Raw genomic sequence first — 18,178 nt, forward strand, 5'->3', positions numbered from 1 at the left:
AGAGCAACGACACGGTGAGGATAGGAACGTGTTGAAATTACCAGGGTATCGGTGTGAAGAAGAGTTGGCTGAGGGGCGCGCTGCACAACTCTACCGAGGGCACCGCATCAGCGACGGGCAGCCGGTCGTGCTCAAGCGGCTAATGCCGGATTTTCCTACGTCCCAAGCTATGGAAGCATTCCGTCGTGAATATGTGTTGACCCGGCAGGCCGAGGCGACCGGCTGTGTGATCAAGGCGCTTGAATTGCTTGAGGTAGAGTCTTCGCTTGTGATGGTGCTGGAGGATATTGGCGGCCATGACTTGAGCGCTATCTTGAGTGGGCAGCCGATGGAGATCGGTGCAGCTTTGCGCCTCTCCGTGGCCTTGGCAGAAGCGTTATGTCATCTGCATCGGCTACGAATTAGCCATAACGATCTCAACCCTCGCAACATCATCTATAACCAGGACACGGGTGAGGTTCGCCTGACCGACTTAGGTATTGCCTGTGACTTAGGGCAGATGACCGAGCCTGCAACCGACCGGCTTGAGGGCTCTTTGGCCTATATCGCCCCCGAGCAGACCGGGCGTATGAGGCAGTCTCCGGATCACCGAGCGGATTTCTATGCCTTAGGCGTGACGCTGTACGAAATGCTGGCCGGGCGGAAGCCGTTTCTGGCTACCGACCCGCTCGAACTGGTGCATTGTCACCTGGCCGTAACACCGCCGCCACTGGAAGCGCTGGCTCCGCTCGTGCCTCCCGTTCTGGCCACTATTGTCGCCAAGCTTATGGCCAAGGCGGCCGCAGAGCGTTATCAGAGCACGTACGGATTACTTTGCGATGTACGCCGCTGCCTGACCGAGTGGGAGCGGCAAGGTCGAATCGATGCCTTCCCTATTGCTACGCAGGATGTGCCTGCTCGCCTGGAGCTACCATCTGTTCTCTTCGGACGCGACGAGCCTTTGCAGCGTTTGACAGAGGCTTTCAGGCGCGTTCGGCGGGGCGGAGTAGAGTTGGTCTTGATTGGCGGTGCTTCAGGAGTCGGCAAGTCTGCGCTGGTAACAGCGTTTCGTGACCATAGTGATATTCATGGTCTCTTTGGTAACGGTAAGTTCGATCCGCTACAGCGTGACACTCCCTATATGGCTGTGCGGCAAGCTGTGCGGAGGCTGGTCGAGCACTGCCTTGCTCATGAGCCGCAGCGGATCGAGGCGGTACGTAGCGAGTTGGGAGTAAGCCTGGGGCTAATCGCTGATCTGGTGCCAGAGTTGCATGTCTGGCTCGGGCCGCTACCACCGGTTATGGAGTTGCCTGCAGGCGAAGCGCAGAATCGGTTCGACTATGTTTTTCAGCGCTTCATTCAGGCGTTTTGCTCGCCTGCCACACCTCTCATCCTGTTCCTGGACGATCTTCAGTGGGCCGATGCAGCATCGTTGCGTCTTATTGGCCTTCTGCTACACGATCCTACCCAGCATCACATGTTACTCATCGGTACCTATCGGGATAACGAGGTTGGGCCGGAACATCCGCTTCATGGCTGGGGCGAACTAGCCTCCAGACACGGGGGCGGTTTTATCTTGGTCGATGTGCAACCGCTGCGGCTACAGGAGGTAAAGCAACTGATAGAGACGGTCTTTCCCAAGACTGTCGAGACTCAGGCGCTAGCTGCCGTATGTCATCGCAAGACGTTAGGTAATCCTTTCTTCCTTCGGCAGCTATTGTCAGCGCTGTATCAAGAACGGCTGATCGAATTCGACGGTACGACAGGTCAGTGGGTCTGGGATCTTCACCGTATAGAAACCTGGGACGTGTCTGACAACGTCGTTGCGTTCATGGTGCGGATTCTGAATCAGCTGCCGCCCACTAGCGTGCATCTGCTCCAATGGGCAGCGTGCCTGGGTAATAGCTTTATGCCGGAGCGGCTGGCGCTATTGGCCGATATGCCGTTGGCAGATGTCCATCAGCAGTTGGCCCATCCGTTACGCGAAGGGCTGTTATTAGCGCCTCGGCAGGAACGCGCCGAGCCCGCCTGTTACCTGTTTGTCCACGATCAGGTACGAAAGGCCGCCTACTTCCATTTGCCTGATCCCGAGCGCCAGGCCATGCACTTACGGATCGGTCGTTACCTGCAACAAACGGCTGACGATCCAACGGCGTCCGATGAATTGTTTGATATCGTCAATCATCTGAACGCCGCCCAGTCACTGCTGGAAGACGGGGAGCGCTGTGTCCTGGCTACGCTGAACCTGGCGGCGGCACGTCGGGCTCTGGCAGCCAATGCTTATACCACGGCTCTTGAATTGAGCCGTCAGGGGTTGGCTCTGGTGGGCGAAACCGGATGGGATTGTGACCATGCCTTAACCTTTGCCTTGTACCGGACTCAGGTGCTCTGCGTACAGCTTGGCGGCGACATCGAGCAGGCCTTGACCCTGTGCGACATGCTGTTGAGCTATACGCAAACGGCGCTCACAAGGGCGGATATCCATGGGTTGCGCACCGAGTTGTACGCAACCCATGGTCGGTTCGCCGAAGCCCTGACAGCCGCGGTGGAAGGGTTGCGGCTGTTGGATGAACCCTGGCCCGAGCGGGAAGAGGAGCTCCAGCAGGCTACCGCAGCCGACAGTGCCTTGATCGAGGCCTACCTGGCCAAGCACGAAGTGGAGCAATTACTTGAGCTGCCCGTGATGACGGATGAGCGTGCGCAACACGTAGTCCGTTTACTGGGGCTACTCTGGGGGCCGGCGATCAACGTCAATCTGTCCATGAGTACATTGGCCGTGGTGCGGATCGTTACCTTGTCGATCCGGTACGGAAATGGCGATCTGTCGCCGTTTGGTTATGCCAATTACGGCTCCATGCTATCGGCGTTTTTCAGCAATTATCGGTTGGGTTACCGCTTTGGCAAGCTGGCAGTGGCGTTGGTGGAGCAGACGGGTAATCTGTCGATGACCTGCAAGGTACATACAATGTTCGCGGTGACGAACAGTCCGTGGTCCAGCCCGCTGGAGGAAAACGTACGTTTGCTGCGGACGGCCTTGCAGGCAGGTTTGCAAATCGGTGACGCGATCTGGACGAGCTACAGTGCCTTTCACATTCTCAAGCACTTGCAGCATAGCGGGGCGCCGCTTGAGTACTTGGTAACCGAGTGCGAGCGGGTCCGCCCGATCCTGACCCGGATCGGCGATCCCAATACGCTCGAAGTCTTCACCTTGTTATGCCAGGCCATTCGGCTGTTCCAGGGTAAGACAGACCATGCAGGCACTTGGAATACGGCCGACTTCGACGAGGCAGCATTACTTGCCAGCATGCAGCGTAATCAGCATGCGTTGTGTCTTAATTACTATCACTACAACAAGATGCAGGGCGCCTACCTGTTTGGCCGGTTGGATGAGGCCTTGCTGCATGCCTGTGAGGCTGAGGCCACACTGGCATCTACTTTTGGCTGGTTCAGCATTGCCGAACATAATTTCTATCAGTCTCTGATCCTATTGGCACTACTGCCTGAAGCCGCGCAAGACGTACAAGCCAGCTACCAGCAGAAGATCAGGGAAAACCAGGCGCGCATGGCCGTATGGGCCGAGCATTGCCCAGCCAATTTCGAACACAAGCAGCTTCTGGTCAAGGCAGAGCAGGCCCGGCTGGAGGGCGATACGGTTCAGGCAATGAGCCTGTACGACCAGGCTATCGATTCAGCGCGCCAGCATGGGTTTCGCCAGGGGACCGCACTCGCCGAAGAACTGTGTGCACGCTTCTGGCTGGCTCAGGATAAGCCCCGTATTGCCCAGGCGTACCTTCAGGATGCACACCGGGATTATGGTCACTGGGGCGCGACCGCCAAAGTGCAGGCATTGGAGCACGAGTTCGCCCGCTGGCTCTATCCCCAGCGCGATGATACCCAGGCAACCCAACAATGGCCGGTCACGGCATCAAACGCAGGCGAAGTAGCCCGACTGGACTGGATGTCAATTCTCAAGTCCCTGCAAACCATTTCTACTGAACTGGCACTGGATCAGCTTCTAGGCAAGGTCATGCGAATCCTGCTGGAGGACGCCGGGGCGCAGCAGGGTATGCTTTTGCTGCCGCATGAGGGCCAGTGGTGTATTCAAGCTGTATGCCGTAGTGACGAGCCAGCGCCGGTGGTGCGGCAGGCCATGCCTGTTGCGATAGGGACAGGCGATGCGCTGCCCATCCTGGTACCACCCACGGTTATTGCCCAGGTGATTCGGACGCGATTGCCGATGATTCTCGATGATGCTGCTGCGCAAGGCGGATTCGTGAATGATCCTTATATCCGTACCCATCGGCCCCGTTCAGTAATTTGTTTACCCGTCATGCGGCAAGAGCAGCTGATTGGCGTGCTTTATCTGGAAAACAACTTGCTGCCTTATGCCTTTACGCCGGCACGCTTGCAGGCACTGAATATTCTGGCGGCCCAGGCGGCAATTTCGCTGGAGCATGCCATGCTTTACGAGACCCTTGAGCAGCGGGTCGCCGAGCGTACGGCCGAGCTCGATCAGGCGCGTATCCGGGCGGAGCAGGCCGCAACGGCCAAGTCCTTGTTTCTTGCCACCATGAGCCACGAGATCCGTACTCCGCTCAATGCCGTTATTGGTCTGAGTCGGTTGACACTCAAAACAGCCTTGAGCAGTGAACAACAGGGCTATGTGGATAAAATCCTTGGCTCTGGCGAGGTGTTGCTAGGTGTCATCAATGACATCCTGGATTTTTCTCGCAACGAGTCAGGCGGTATGGTGCTCGAGCATATCCGCTTCAACCTCGCCAAGGTTATTGAGCGGGCCTTTACTATCTGTGCCCTTAAGGCACATGAAAAACAACTGGAGCTGATTCTTGATCTGGCGCCAGAGGTCCCGCAGGTATTGCAGGGTGACCCGCTGCGTCTTCAGCAGGTACTGATCAACTTGGTCAGTAATGCGATCAAATTCACTGATCATGGTCACGTACGGCTGCGGATTACGGCCGAACCGGCTGGGCGTGGTTGGGCCTATGTACGTTTCGAAGTGGAAGATACTGGTATTGGTATCGATCTAGAACAGCAGCAGGTCCTGTTCCAGCCATTCACTCAGGTGGACGGCTCGATTACGCGCCGTTATGGCGGGACCGGTCTGGGTCTGGCGATCTGCAAGCAGCTGATTGAACTGATGAAAGGGCACATTGGAGTTCAGAGCGAGCCGGGGCAGGGTTCCTGCTTTACGTTTGATTTAACGCTGCCTGTTATCGAATCGGTGGACGAGGGCCATGGCGCCCGTGTTGCTACGGGATTGAGAGTGTTAGTGGTGGATGACCACCCGCATGTTCGTGAAGTGCTGGTACGACAGTTGACGGCATTAGGCATAGAGGCTGTTGCCGTCGATAACGGTGCGGAGGCGGTAAGCCGTCTACAGACCGGAGAAGTTTTCGACCTTGTGCTGATGGATTGGCATATGCCCACCTGTGATGGGTTGGCCGCGGTGCGTCAGTTCAAGACATCTGTGCCCACTGTGCTTCTAGTATCTCCCTATGAGCTGGAAGAGGCGAAAAGCGAGGCGATGGATGTAGAGTTAGTCGGTTTCCTGGAAAAACCCGTTACACCCGCTGGTTTGCAGCGCGTGCTAGACGGTTTGCAGCAGGAGCAACTGCCATCGCCGTCACTGTCGTTGTCGCAAGAGCCCTCCTGGCTTGACCTGCACGGCATAAAGATCCTGTTGGTTGATGATAATGCGATCAATCGGCAGGTTGTTATTGGCTTTCTGCAAGACACAGGTATCGTAATCGAGACGGCCGAGGATGGTCAGGAAGCGCTGGAGAAACTTGAGAACCAAGCCTATGACCTGGTGCTTATGGACATTCATATGCCGCGTCTCGATGGGTTGGCAACAACGCGGCTGATCCGGCAGCGCCCGGCATTAAGACGGATCCCGATCATTGCCATGACGGCCAATGCCTTGCCGGAGGATCGCGAGAAGAGTTTGGCTGCCGGGATGAGTGATCATCTGGTCAAGCCTATTAACCCAACCGACTTGTATCGGCTGCTGGTTTCCTGGGGTAACCCGGGTATTCGGCCAGCTATGCCACCGCACACCAAAGACACTGCGCCGGCTGCCTGGAGCCCGACGTTCTTGGCAACGCTTGAGACCAGCCCACGGCTTGATGTGGCCAGGGCGCTGGCCCGGTTACAAGGGCGACGTGCGTTGTATCAGCATTTGGTGCTCGACTTCATCCATGACCACTCGGGTACGGTCGAGGCGATGCATACACTGCAGGCAACCGGTGATACGGCAAGCCTGCAATTGAAAGTGCATAGTCTACGATCCGCCGCGGCATATATCGGTGCCTACGAGGTGTCGGAAGCCTGTGCTGCGCTTGAACATGCTCTGATCCAGGGTGATGATGTGCCGGTTACATCCGTACAGCCGATCATTAGCGCCCTCGAGCCGCTCATGGCCGAGCTGTCAGGGCTCCGTCAGCCTCAGGAGGAGCATGCGGTTATGCCATTACCTGACCGGCATATTCTGGTGTTTATGCTGGAACGGTTGCTGACATTGCTGGAGGCATCCGACTTCGAGGCGGAGGTCTTGTTGCCCAACCTGCTACGCATGTGTAAAGGCTCGACGGTAGAGCCAATGATTCGGCAACTTGAGCGCTGGGTCGATGAGGTCGAGTTCGAGCGGGCCGCTATTGCCGTTGCTGACCTGATTCAACGTTTGCGTGCAGAGGTGGTTCAGGCATGAACGCCATGGCTGGGCGAACACCCGTCGTGCTGATTGTGGATGACGAGAAGACCAATCTGCGGCTGCTTTCTGAAGTCTTGCGCGGCGAGGCGAAAGTGGTACTTGCCAAGAGCGGTACGCAGGCGCTGGACAAAGCAGCACGAGAGCGTCCCGATTTGATCCTTCTTGATGTGGTCATGCCTGGGCTTGATGGGTTGCAGTTGATCCGATTATTCAGGCAGCGCGCCGAGACGGCCAGTATTCCCGTGCTGTTTATCAGTGGCCTGGACGATGTAAAGCAGGAGGTTGAATGTTTCGAACTAGGCGCTAGTGATTACATCCTCAAGCCTTTCAACGCGCCTGCCGTACGGGCGCGGGTGCGTCTGCATTTACAGCTGGCCCGCCAGCGAGACATGCTGGAGCGACTGGCGCACATCGATCCGCTAACGTCGCTGGCCAACCGGCGTAAATTGGACGAGACACTGGCTCAAGAGTGGTCTCTTGCAGCGCAGGAACGTATCCCTTTATCGATCGCGATGATTGATGTGGACTACTTTAAGCAATTCAACGATGCCTACGGCCACGCTGCGGGAGACGAAGCCTTGGCCAGAGTTGCAAGCGTTCTGGAGAGTCGTACTCGGGAATGCGACTGTCTGGCCCGATATGGTGGAGAGGAGTTCACTCTGATCCTGCCGGGAACATCGTCTGAGCAGGCCCGGCTGATTCTGGAACGTTGCCGCCTGGCGGTTATGGACCTGCATATCCCCTCTGCCAAAGAGGCGGCCTACGAATGGTTGACGGTTAGTATTGGAATTGCGGCATGTCTACCTGAAAGGCATCAAGCGCCGGAATATCTTATGAGTGCCGCTGATGAGCTGCTTTACCAGGCTAAACAAAAAGGCCGCAACCGGACCGTGGCGCAGAACCTGAAGTAATCGGTTCTGCGCCTGCTGTCGATCAATGTGCAGATAACCGCCGGGTGAGTTCTGTCAGCGCACCCGATAGCTCATGCAAGTGATTGGCTGCGTGTTGTGTATTCGCCACGTGCTGCTGGTTGCTTTGAGCGATGGTGGTAATTTCGGTCAGGTTGCGGGCAATATCCTCGCTAACGGCAGTTTGTTCTTCCGCAGCCGTCGCGATTTGTATGTTCTTGTTTCGCATGGCTTCGACCAAGGCGGAAATAGCGTGCAGTACTTCACCCGCCTGCTTGACCTGTAGAACACTGCGCTGGCTGATGCTCTGTCCATTGTTGATCGCTCGTGCGGCATTAGAAGTACCGTTCTGTACGTTAGCGACGATCTGATTGATCTCATTGGTCGACTGGGCAGTGCGCTGAGCCAGGCTGCGAACCTCATCGGCCACCACGGCAAAGCCGCGGCCAGCCTCGCCGGCACGGGCCGCTTCGATGGCCGCATTGAGCGCCAGCAGGTTGGTCTGCTCGGCGATACCGCGGATTACGTCCATTATCTTACTAATGCGTGCGCTGTCTTCTTCCAGCTGATTGATTAGAACAGCCGTCCCGGCTATTTCCTCACTCATGCTGACAATCGTCTCGATGGAACTATGCATGGCTTGGTTACCACGCTGGACCGCCTGATCGGTCTCGGAAGCCGCCTCTGCCGCCTCACCGGCATGACGAGCTACTTCCAGAGCAGTGGCAGCCATCTCGTGCATGGCTGTAGCTACCTGATCGGTACGAGAGAATTGTTCGTTACTGCCCTGAGCCATCTGGCTGGCAATCACGTTAAGGTTACGGTTGGCCGCGTCCAGCTCATGGGCACTTTGCGTCAAGCGTGTAAACGTATCGGACAGGAAATTACGCAGAATCCCAGCTGCACCGGCCAGATGGCCTAACTCATCCTGACGGGTAGACTCGATGTTTACGCTGAAATTGCCACGGCTGAGCTGGTTGATCTGCTCGATCAATGTTCTGATCGGCGTAACCAGACGGCGATTTACCAACCAGAGGCTCAATAGGAGAATACCGATGCCGCCTAGGATCAGCGCGAGCTGGCCAATAATGGCGGTCTTTTCCGCTTGTGCCGTGATAACAGCAGCGGTTGAGTTGCTTTGCTGGCGGAGAGCCTCGACCAGCGCACTCATTTGCGCGGTGGCCTCACGGTCGATTCCCGTTACCGCCTTGTCGCCAGCTCGGGGGTCGAACCCTGCGGCCTTGAATTGCTCCAACCCTTTACGGTAGGCCGTGCCGAGCGCCTGATGTTCCTGCGTAAGCGTATGAATGGCTTGCGTAATGGCAGGATTGCTGAACACCTGACCATTCAACTCGCCCAGAAAACTCTGAACCTTGCGTTCTTGGTTGAGGAATTGGTTCCAGTATTTGTCCAGCTGTTCCTGGTCCTGACCGCGTAAAAGCACGTTTTTCCATTCCTGAACCTGAGTCTTGAACTCAAGATTGGCTTCTTCAATCAACAGCACTGCTTTCAGCTCATGGCTTAACAGGCCCTGGTACTGCTTTATTCCGCCGGACAGCATATTAAAGCAGCCGATCGAAATGATCAGCAAGAGCACCAGGCTACTGGTAAGCAGGGCCAGCACCTGTGTGCGTAGGGAGCGGTTTAGCATAATGGGCTCGTATCGATAAGGTGGAGGGATTCAGCGTTATCGGCACGTTTCGAAGGAGCTTGACCTCGTAAGGGGTAATTAATGATGAATTATTTGTGACAGCTATCTTGAGGCGCTTGTTACTTTATTCGTTCTGGTAAATCCATTGCCGCGATTCCTGACATTGGACCCAACGAACCCTGTACTCATAGGAGTCGCGGGGTAACAGTAAGCCTGGGGGGAGAAAGCCGTCATAACCAACATGAAGCAGGGCCGAGCAGCAATTAGGACTATACCCGGCACTGATCAGAATGAGCGAGGCCATGGTGCAATGCTCTAGGCCTTTTTGAATAGGGCACTTTCAATGAGCGAAGCGGTGAAACCCTCCGTCAACGGCAAAAACGGCACCTGTCATATAATGTGCCAGCGGTGAGGCTAGAAAGGCGGTTAGATGGCCTATATCTTCAGGCTCTCCGAAGTAGCCGACCGGGATGTTCGTTGCTATGAAGGCTTCGCGCTCGGCTTGGTCCGGATGAAGATACGTCAGCGTTTGTCGGCTATTGATTCGGCCGGGAGCTATACAGTTGACTGTCACGCCGTCTGCCGCGACCTCGCAGGCCAACCCCTTGGCCCAAAGATGCAACGCGCCTTTAGCTGCACTAGCCGCATTCAGGTGCCGAGGCTCCATGGAGCCGCTGATATTGATAACACGTCCCCAACCGCACTTGAGCATGTCGGGTAACAGCGCCTGAGTGATTCTTCGAGCGGCATGAAAATTGAGAGCGAAAGCCTCGAGCCAGATGTCATCTTCTAACGCCAGTCCCACAGGTCTGGCACCTCCGGCATTGTTGACCACAATGTCTACCGATCCGAGGTCTATGCAAATCCGGTCGGTCACTTCGTCAATCGCTTCCGGGCGCGTCAAGTCAGCTGACAGCAACAGGGGAGCAGGCAATCCTTCCGATACGATGGTTTTACTAACAGTCTCTAAGAATTGTCTATCGCGGGCGGTAAGTGCTAGCCGAACCCCTTCGCGCGCCAGGGCCAGTGCTATTCCCGAGCCAATACCTGAACTTGCACCTGTGACCAGGGCCCGTTTGCCTTCTAACTGAAGCTTCATAAAAGTACCTCCTTAAACAATCAGGTCACGAAGGGCGTCAACAAGGATGTTCAGGTCGTTGTTATCCAAAACGAGGGGTGGTAACAGGCGGATCGTAGTGTCTCGCGTCACATTGATTAGTAGATGGTGCTGTTCCAGTGCTTCTAGCATCAGGTGTTTGCAGGGTTGTGCCAGCTCAATCCCGATCATCAGGCCGCACCCGCGTATAGAACGTACATGGGAAGCTTCCCGTAGGGCCTCCTGTAGTCGAGTCAGAAGCAGTTGGCCTTGGTGATTCGCGTGGGCGGGTAGAGCATCCCGTTCGAGTATATCGAGTACGGTACAACCAACCCGGCAGGCCAATGGGTTACCGCCAAAGGTGCTTCCATGCTGGCCGGGGCTAAAGAGCATTGCGGCTTCGCCTATGGCCAAGCAAGCGCCGATTGGTATGCCATTGGCCAGGCTTTTCGCCAGGGTCAGCACATCGGGAACGATGCTTTCTCGCTGAAAGGCGAACCAATCGCCGGTCCGTCCTAGGCCAGTCTGAATCTCATCAAGCATGAGCAGCCAGCCGTGAGAGGTGCAGTGCCGGCGCAAGGTCTTGAGATAGCCTGGAGGTGGCAAATGAATTCCGCTCTCGCCTTGAATGGGTTCGGTCAACAGAGCCACGATCCGCTCGCCGTAGCGGCTCGTGATGGTTTCCAGGGCTATGGTATCGCCAAAGGGAATCCGGACGAATCCCTCCAGCAAGGGTGAAAAGCCAGCCTGGATCGAAAGCCCATCGCTGGCAGAGAGGGCTCCTAAGGTCCGGCCATGAAAAGCCCTTTCCATTACCACTATGAGTGGGTGGTCAACTCCAAGGCGTTTTGCATGAAGACGGGCCAGCTTTAGCGCTGTTTCATTGGCCTCGGCACCTGAATTGCCAAAGAAAACTTGTTGCATGCCGGTCAGCTTTGTCAGTCGGTAGGCTAACTGCTCCGCCCAATCGTTGTGGTAGTGATTGGAAACATGCAACAGCGCTCCAGCCTGCTGAGTAATCGCTTCCAGAACGCTCGGATGAGAGTGCCCCACATTGGTTACAGCAACCCCGGCCACTGCATCAAGATATTCTTGCTCTTCCTGATCCCATAGGCGTGTACCCAAGCCCTTGACAAAACGGATAGGCAAAGGCTGATAAGTCTTCATTAGGCGAGAACTAGAGAAAGAAGGGGCTTGATCGAAGAAAGCGGTCTTGCTCATAAGAACACTCCAAAGTCAGGGCTTTTGAAGTATCTTCAACAAGCTGGGCGCGATAAATGCCTACTGGGTTCGATAACTTTCAAGCGTAGGTTGATAATGGATCTGTATCAGGCCATGACCATTTTTGTCCGTGTGGTCGATAGCGGCAGTATGACCGCAGCAGCAGAGCAGAGCGGTATTTCCACAACTATGGTGGGCAACTACTTGCGGTCTTTAGAGGCACGCCTGGGCGTCAGCCTGCTTAGGCGGACGACTCGCCGGCAAAGCCTGACAGAGTTTGGTGCAATGTATTATCAACGCTGTGTAGAAATCCTCGGGCTGGTGACCGACTCGGAGCGTCTCGCCGAAGAAATGCAGGCTCAGCCACGCGGTACGCTGCGGATCACTGCGCCACCCACGTTTGGTTCAGAGTGCCTGATGCCTAGCTTGGCTGACTACTTGAGTCGGTACGCCGCTGTAAAACTCGACATCGTGCTGACCGACAGGGTCGTCGATCTGGTCGATGAGGGTTTCGATGCGGCGATTCGGCTCGGCACGCTGGAGACGTCCAGTCTGATCGCCCGGCCCCTCATGGACTATGGCCTGACCATCTGCGCTTCGCCAGCCTATTTGGAGCGGAAAGGTCAGCCATTAAAGCCGCATGATCTCTCGCAGCACGACTGCTTGTCCTTTGCCTACCCTGCCGGGACGGAATGGCGCTGGACGGAAAGGCATTGGCGCCTGACAGGCTCTGAAGGTGAGGTTGCCGTCGAGGTCGGCGGCCGGGTTGTCGTGAATAATGCCCAGGGGCTTCGCCGCGCCGCCTTGGGCGGAATGGGCGTAGCCATGCTGCCGAACGCCTTGGTCTGGCAAGACCTCGAACAAGGCGGCTTGGTAACACTGCTGCCCGACTACCAGCTCCCGAGCCGCCCTATGCATGTGGTGTATCCCCAGGAGCGGTACCGTTCGCCCACGTTACGCAGCTTTGTCGAGTTCGTCGTGCAGACGTTTGGGCAAGTGCGCGTAGCCTGAGGTATTAATCAAGCATTCAGGGTGCCATCGATCACTGTGACCGAATGGCCTTCGATCCAGGGCGTGTTGCTCGCGTAGCGCACTTGTAGGCGACCGTCGCGCTCCAACACGGTGCCTTGGCGAACGGAATAGCCCTGTCGCGTTGAAAGACCGTCGGGAAAACCCTGTTGCTGCAAGAGGCGGGCAATACAGGCATTGGCGCTACCGGTCACCGGGTCCTCTACAACCATGCCATGTTCTGGAATCAGGGCTCGTACCTCGTAGTAGGCTGGCAGGCCTTCTGGATGAGTGCCATAAAGAGCAATGCCATCGGCTTCGCACCAGCGCCTCAATTCTGCAAACCGCACCGGATTAGGGCGCACGGCCAAGCAGGCTGCTGCGTTGGTCAACCGTACCACAAGCCAGCGTATGCCCATGTTCACAAGGGCAGGAGCATGCTCAGGGTGCAGGCTGCTGGTGTTCAAAGCGGCCTCGAGCTGTACAACGCTTTCCCGGCTCAGGGCTTGGAATTGCGCTTCAGGCGCTTGAAAGGCCAGGGCGCCATGGGGCGTCTTTTCTATAGTAACGAGCCCCACGCCGCATTCCTGCACTATCCGATTGCTGACGTTGGAGAGTATTCCCGCTTCCAGTAACGCATGTGCGGTGCCAAGTGTAGGGTGTCCGGCAAAAGGGAGTTCATATTCAGGAGTAAAAATACGCACACGGTAATCCGCGCGTGGGTCTGAAGGTGGGAGGACGAAGGTCGTTTCAGACAGGTTTGTCCAGCGCGCCATGGCCTGCATTTGTATATCTGTCATCTCCTCGGCATCCAGCACAACGGCCAGCGGGTTGCCAAGGAAAGGCGTTTGGGTAAATACATCGACCTGCTTGAAACGACGCGAGCGGGGCACGGCAATCTCCATGGAATCTTTGCGATAAAGAACTTAAACCCGATGCACCTAAACAGCAGTCAGGGTGATAAGCATGTTAAGAAGGGTCATCCAACGTGAACAGAGACAGCAGCCGGCAAATCGACAGCAACAGCTGTAGATATCGAGGTCGAATTGTTGCTGTGGTCAAGACGTTTACTGGCAGATCCTCTCTAACTACTCTGACTCTTGGGCATAGGCCTGTGTGCCTGCGGTCAGAAACGTCCCGTTGGGGAGGTCAGGGAAGTAGGGAGCAGCAAGGCCTCTATTTAACAACCCGTGCCGAGCAGGGCAACGTGACTTTATCGTCTACCTTTTAAGGAAAAGCGCTTATGGACCGTCTTACCGCAAAAGATTTTTCTCCGGAACTGCTTGAGTTGTATGACTACTATGCGCACGGCAAGATCAACCGCCGGGAGTTTCTGGATCGTGCAGCGGCGTTCACGGTGTGCGGCTTGACGGCAGCTACCCTGCTGACGTCGTTAAGCCCGAACTATGCTCTGGCCCAGCAAGTAGAATTTACCGATCCGGATATTGTGGCTGAATACATCACCTATCCCTCGCCTAAAGGGCATGGGCAAGTACGTGCCTACTTGGTGCGTCCTGCCAAGGCTACGGGCCGTGTGCCTGGAGTAGTGGTCGTCCATGAAAACCGAGGGCTTAATCCCTATATCGAGGATGTTGCCCGTCGCGTGGCAAAAGCTGGATTTGTGGCATTGGCGCCAGATGGGCTGAGCTCTGTTGGCGGCTATCCGGGAAATGACGATAAGGGCCGAGAGCTTCAGCAGCAGGTTGATCCTGAAAAGCTTATGAACGACTTTTTCGCCGGTATTGAGTGGCTTATGGCTAATTCTGCAACTACCGGAAAAGTCGGCATAACTGGGTTCTGTTATGGCGGAGGGGTTGCCAATGCGGCAGCAGTTGCCTATCCCGAATTAGGTGCCGCCGTTCCCTTTTATGGTCGCCAGCCCAAACCGCAGGATGTTGCCAGTATCAAGGCGCCTCTGCTGCTGCATTACGCCGAGTTGGATACACGTATCAACGAAGGTTGGCCAGCCTATGAGGAGGCCTTGAAAGCCGCTGGAAAAACCTACGAAGCCTATATCTACCCAGGCGTCAATCACGGTTTCCACAACGACTCTACCCCCCGTTACGACGAAGCTGCCGCCAAATTGGCCTGGGAACGGACGCTGAACTGGTTCCGGCGTTATCTGGCGTAGCCTCCAACGGTTTCTTCAACGAAGTCTCCCTTGGCTTATCACGGCGGGAGAAAGGGCGCATGTCAACTGCATGCGCTCGTGTGGTCATTCAACCTCAAGCATTAGAAGACCAGAGCATAGCGAGGGTAGGGCTGTATCAATTCAGTAGGATTTGACGTCAATGGCAAATCACGCATGGATGACTACAGGTGATAACCGGATCACTTTTCCAAGCTGTTAAAGCCTGGCTGCGAATAAACAATGCAGAGAAGGGGTCGAAGCGAAAACCCAAAGCGCTCGACAAAGTCATATAGACCGGCAACAGTCTTCTGGAAGCCGCCCCGGTCAACCTGAAGCGATATTTTTACCTATCAAAGGAACGACAGATGAGCATTGACCTCAATGCAGGACGCCTCCCTGAGGAACATACACTGGCAAATATCCCGCGTCTCGTTGCGCGCTATTACAGTGAGCGTCCGGATCCTCAAGATCCGGCGCAGCAGGTTTCGTTCGGCACCTCTGGCCATCGCGGCTCATCGTTGAAGGTCAGCTTTAACGAATGGCATATCTTGGCCGTGACCCAGGCAATTTGCGACTACCGCCGCGCTCAAGGTATCGACGGTCCGCTCTTCGTCGGCATGGATACACATGCGCTTTCCGAGCCTGCGTTCGTCTCGGCGCTTGAAGTCCTGGCAGCTAATGGCATTGAAACACGCATTGATGCTGGTTGTGCCGAAACCAACGGTGAGCCGGGCTATACCCCAACGCCAGCCCTGTCTAATGCCATTTTGGAGTACAACCGCGACCGCCGTAGTGGGCTGGCTGATGGCATCGTCATCACACCGTCGCATAACCCTCCGGTCGATGGCGGTTTCAAGTACAACCCCACCAACGGCGGTCCGGCTGATACCAGCGTGACCAAGTGGATTCAGGATCGCGCAAACGCGCTACTGGCCGATGGGCTCAAGGGCGTCCAGCGGATCGATTTCAATCAGGCGCTCAGGGCTCCGACTACGCAACGTTTCGATTTCATCGATAGCTACGTGGGTGGGCTAGAGCAAGTTATTGATATCGAGGCTATTCGGGGCTCCGGCCTTAAGTTTGGTGTCGATCCGTTGGGCGGTGCCGGTGTGCATTACTGGCCTCGTATCGCCGAGCGTTTCGGGCTGCCTCTTGAAATCCTTTCGACTCGGGTTGATCCAACCTTCCGCTTCATGCGTCTGGACTGGGACGGCAAAATCCGCATGGATTGCAGCTCTCCTCATGCGATGGCAGGTCTGATTGAAAACAAGGATCGCTTCGATGTCTCGTTTGCCTGCGATACCGACCATGACCGTCATGGCATCGTGGCGCGCTCGGTTGGTTTGCTCAATCCCAACCATTACCTGGCGGTAGCGATCGAATACCTTTTCACCCACCGCCCAAACTGGAGCACGCAAGCCGCTATCGGCAAGACGCTGGTATCGTCGTCGATGATCGAGCGTGTTGCCCAGGGGATCGGGCGATCGGTTGTTGAGGTGCCGGTTGGCTTCAAATGGTTTGTCGACGGCTTGATGGACGGCAGTCTGGGCTTTGGCGGTGAAGAGTCAGCAGGCGCTTCGTTCCTGCGCAAAGCGGGCGGTGCCTGGTCTACCGACAAAGACGGCATTATCTTGGGTTTACTGGCAGCTGAGATGACGGCAGTTACCGGCAAGGACCCGGGAGAGCGCTACCAGGCGTTGACCGAGCGTTTTGGCGCACCGGTCTACCAGCGTATCGATGCGCCGGCCAACCGGGAACAAAAGGCCAGGCTCGGCAAGCTTTCGGCTTCCCAGGTTACGGCAAAGGAGTTGGCTGGGCAGCCGATCACGCAAATCCTTACCGAGGCGCCTGGAAACGGCGCTGCCATCGGAGGGCTCAAGGTCGTCACTGACAATGGCTGGTTCGCCGCGCGTCCCTCCGGGACCGAGGATGTTTACAAGATCTACGCCGAGAGCTTTGAAGGCGACGCACATCTCTCGCGTATCCAGGCGGAAGCCAAGGCTCTGGTCGATAGCGTGCTGGCCGGCTGACGTCTCGGCTCAACAAGCATTCCCGTCGGGCATTCGGTTTGCAGCCCGATGGGAGCGCAAAGATAGCGCTAGGGAAGCCCCTTAATCAGCGCTAAAAGGAAAAACAATGACTCCGTCCCTAAAGAAACTGATGACCCTGGGGCTGCTCATGGCGCCTCTGGGTACCTTTGCTCAACCCGGCGCGTTGACCGAGGTAAGCATCGACAGTGGCCGTTTGAAAGGCGGCCAGTCGGGTGATGTCATCTCCTTCAAGGGCATTCCCTTTGCGGCCCCGCCCGTGGGTGAGAACCGGTGGCGTGCGCCTCAGCACGTAAAACCCTGGCGCGGAGTGCGTGAAGCGACTGCCTATGGCGCAGATTGCATGCAAAAGCCTATGGCCAGCGATGCGGCTCCCTTGGGCGTAGAGCCTTCTGAATACTGCCTGTACCTCAACGTCTGGCGTCCGGCCCAGGAGACGGCAAACCGCAAGGCCACGCTGCCAGTTGTCGTCTGGATTTATGGCGGTGGTTACGTCAATGGCGGTGCTTCGCCGTTGGTCTACGACGGTAGCGCCTTTGCCCGCGATGGCGTGGTCTTTGTCAGTTTCAACTACCGAATCGGCCGCTTTGGATTTTTCGCCCATCCCGCGCTGACGGCTGCAAAGGAAGATCCGCTGGGCAACTATGGCTACATGGACCAGATCGCTGCGCTGCAATGGGTGAAGCGCAACATCCGTCAGTTCGGCGGTGATCCGGATAACGTTACCGTCATGGGTGAGTCTGCTGGTGGCGGCTCGGTGCTTAATATCACGACTACGCCGCTGACGCGGGGGCTGTTTGATCGCGCCATCGTCATGTCGGGTGGTGGACGTTCCTTGATGGGTGAGTTGCACGAGGTCAGCCGTGACCTGCCCGGTAATCCCTCCGCCGAGACCATCGGCAAGAATTTTGCCCGCAGTGTTGGTATTGAAGGCACTGGCCCCGAGGCATTGAAGGCGCTGCGCGAATTGCCTGCCAGCCGTGTGCTGGGCGACCTGAACATGATGACCATGGGCAGCAATGCCTCTACCTACGTGGGTGGACCGGTGCTCGACGGTCGAGTCGTGGTGGGTACACCGGAGCAGGTCTACAGCGCCGGTCAGGAAAACAAGGTGCCCATGCTGATCGGTTCGACAAGCGCCGATCTTGGCTTCAATACGGCCAAGACAATGGAAGAGCTGTTCGCACCGTTTGGGCGTGAGGCAGAGCGGGCCCGTCAGTTATACGACCCGGAAAACACAGGCGATGTGCAGGCAGTAGGAGCGGCAGTTGCTATGGACCGATTCTGTTGAAAAAGTCCCGTAGCGACGCTCGCCTATGAAAGAAGGTAAGCGACGCTGAAATCTGACTCGCTCAGAAGGCAGAGATGCATCAGATTTTACATAGCAATGCGAAAATCGAGCGCTT

10 protein-coding genes and 1 pseudogene are annotated in these 18,178 nt (G+C 56.4%); 6 read left to right on the top strand and 5 right to left on the bottom strand.

Translation table 11 applies throughout. The features are described from left to right. Positions 1–28: 28 nt before the first annotated feature. Together IQ22_RS15955 and IQ22_RS15960 are read left to right on the top strand one after the other, a co-directional pair. Positions 29–6,706 carry a response regulator gene (locus tag IQ22_RS15955; protein WP_244309203.1) on the top strand — a complete coding sequence of 2,226 codons (6,678 nt, stop codon included), beginning with the start codon at positions 29–31 and terminating at the stop codon, positions 6,704–6,706. After that, a complete protein-coding gene (locus IQ22_RS15960; protein ID WP_145143779.1) occupies positions 6,703–7,620 on the top strand; it encodes a diguanylate cyclase in 918 nt (305 codons plus the stop codon). The genes IQ22_RS15955 and IQ22_RS15960 overlap by 4 nt, the downstream gene beginning before the upstream one ends. Before the next feature lie 22 nt (positions 7,621–7,642). Here the strand turns inward: IQ22_RS15960 and IQ22_RS24150 are convergent, their stop codons facing one another. From IQ22_RS24150 to IQ22_RS15975, 4 genes and pseudogenes are all read right to left on the bottom strand, one after another. Then, complete coding sequence (locus tag IQ22_RS24150) at positions 7,643–8,413, bottom strand: methyl-accepting chemotaxis protein (RefSeq protein ID WP_425298876.1); 771 nt, start codon at positions 8,411–8,413, stop codon at positions 7,643–7,645. A gap of 117 nt (positions 8,414–8,530) precedes the next feature. Next, positions 8,531–9,268: pseudogene (locus IQ22_RS24155) on the bottom strand (HAMP domain-containing protein); the annotation flags it as partial. Between the two features lie 340 nt (positions 9,269–9,608). Next, complete coding sequence (locus tag IQ22_RS15970) at positions 9,609–10,367, bottom strand: SDR family oxidoreductase (RefSeq protein WP_145143783.1); 759 nt, start codon at positions 10,365–10,367, stop codon at positions 9,609–9,611. A 12-nt stretch (positions 10,368–10,379) separates the two neighbouring features. Continuing rightward, entirely contained in the window at positions 10,380–11,585 is a 1,206-nt protein-coding gene (locus IQ22_RS15975) for an aspartate aminotransferase family protein (protein WP_145143785.1), read from the bottom strand. Positions 11,586–11,681: 96 nt separating this feature from the next. Between IQ22_RS15975 and IQ22_RS15980 the strand changes: the two genes are divergently transcribed. Continuing rightward, a complete protein-coding gene (locus IQ22_RS15980; protein WP_145143787.1) occupies positions 11,682–12,596 on the top strand; it encodes a LysR family transcriptional regulator in 915 nt (304 codons plus the stop codon). 8 nt (positions 12,597–12,604) lie between these two features. Here IQ22_RS15980 and IQ22_RS15985 read toward each other — a convergent pair whose 3' ends face one another. Continuing rightward, a complete protein-coding gene (locus IQ22_RS15985; protein WP_208733653.1) occupies positions 12,605–13,486 on the bottom strand; it encodes a PhzF family phenazine biosynthesis protein in 882 nt (293 codons plus the stop codon). 350 nt (positions 13,487–13,836) lie between these two features. Here IQ22_RS15985 and yghX point away from each other — a divergent pair, with 350 nt between their 5' ends. The 3 genes from yghX (at position 13,837) to IQ22_RS16000 (ending at position 18,063) form a co-directional block, all read left to right on the top strand. Then, positions 13,837–14,724 carry a YghX family hydrolase gene (yghX, locus tag IQ22_RS15990; protein ID WP_145143791.1) on the top strand — a complete coding sequence of 296 codons (888 nt, stop codon included), beginning with the start codon at positions 13,837–13,839 and terminating at the stop codon, positions 14,722–14,724. Between the two features lie 365 nt (positions 14,725–15,089). Continuing rightward, positions 15,090–16,754 (top strand): phosphoglucomutase (alpha-D-glucose-1,6-bisphosphate-dependent), encoded by a 1,665-nt coding sequence (gene pgm / locus IQ22_RS15995; protein WP_145143793.1) that lies wholly within the window; start codon positions 15,090–15,092, stop codon positions 16,752–16,754. 106 nt (positions 16,755–16,860) lie between these two features. Further along, complete coding sequence (locus tag IQ22_RS16000) at positions 16,861–18,063, top strand: carboxylesterase/lipase family protein (RefSeq protein ID WP_244309205.1); 1,203 nt, start codon at positions 16,861–16,863, stop codon at positions 18,061–18,063. The last annotated feature ends 115 nt before the right edge of the window (positions 18,064–18,178 follow it).

Source organism: Pseudomonas duriflava (assembly GCF_007830155.1).
Lineage (GTDB): Bacteria > Pseudomonadota > Gammaproteobacteria > Pseudomonadales > Pseudomonadaceae > Chryseomonas > Chryseomonas duriflava.

Bases quoted from the DNA above. Each gene is read 5' to 3' on its own strand.
- IQ22_RS15960 (WP_145143779.1), top strand. From the start codon at position 6,703: ATGAACGCCATGGCTGGGCGAACACCCGTCGTGCTGATTGTGGATGAC.
- IQ22_RS24150 (WP_425298876.1), bottom strand. From the start codon at position 8,413: ATGGCTCAGGGCAGTAACGAACAATTCTCTCGTACCGATCAGGTAGCT.
- IQ22_RS15970 (WP_145143783.1), bottom strand. From the start codon at position 10,367: ATGAAGCTTCAGTTAGAAGGCAAACGGGCCCTGGTCACAGGTGCAAGT.
- IQ22_RS15975 (WP_145143785.1), bottom strand. From the start codon at position 11,585: ATGAGCAAGACCGCTTTCTTCGATCAAGCCCCTTCTTTCTCTAGTTCT.
- IQ22_RS15980 (WP_145143787.1), top strand. From the start codon at position 11,682: ATGGATCTGTATCAGGCCATGACCATTTTTGTCCGTGTGGTCGATAGC.
- yghX (WP_145143791.1), top strand. From the start codon at position 13,837: ATGGACCGTCTTACCGCAAAAGATTTTTCTCCGGAACTGCTTGAGTTG.
- pgm (WP_145143793.1), top strand. From the start codon at position 15,090: ATGAGCATTGACCTCAATGCAGGACGCCTCCCTGAGGAACATACACTG.
- IQ22_RS16000 (WP_244309205.1), top strand. From the start codon at position 16,861: ATGACTCCGTCCCTAAAGAAACTGATGACCCTGGGGCTGCTCATGGCG.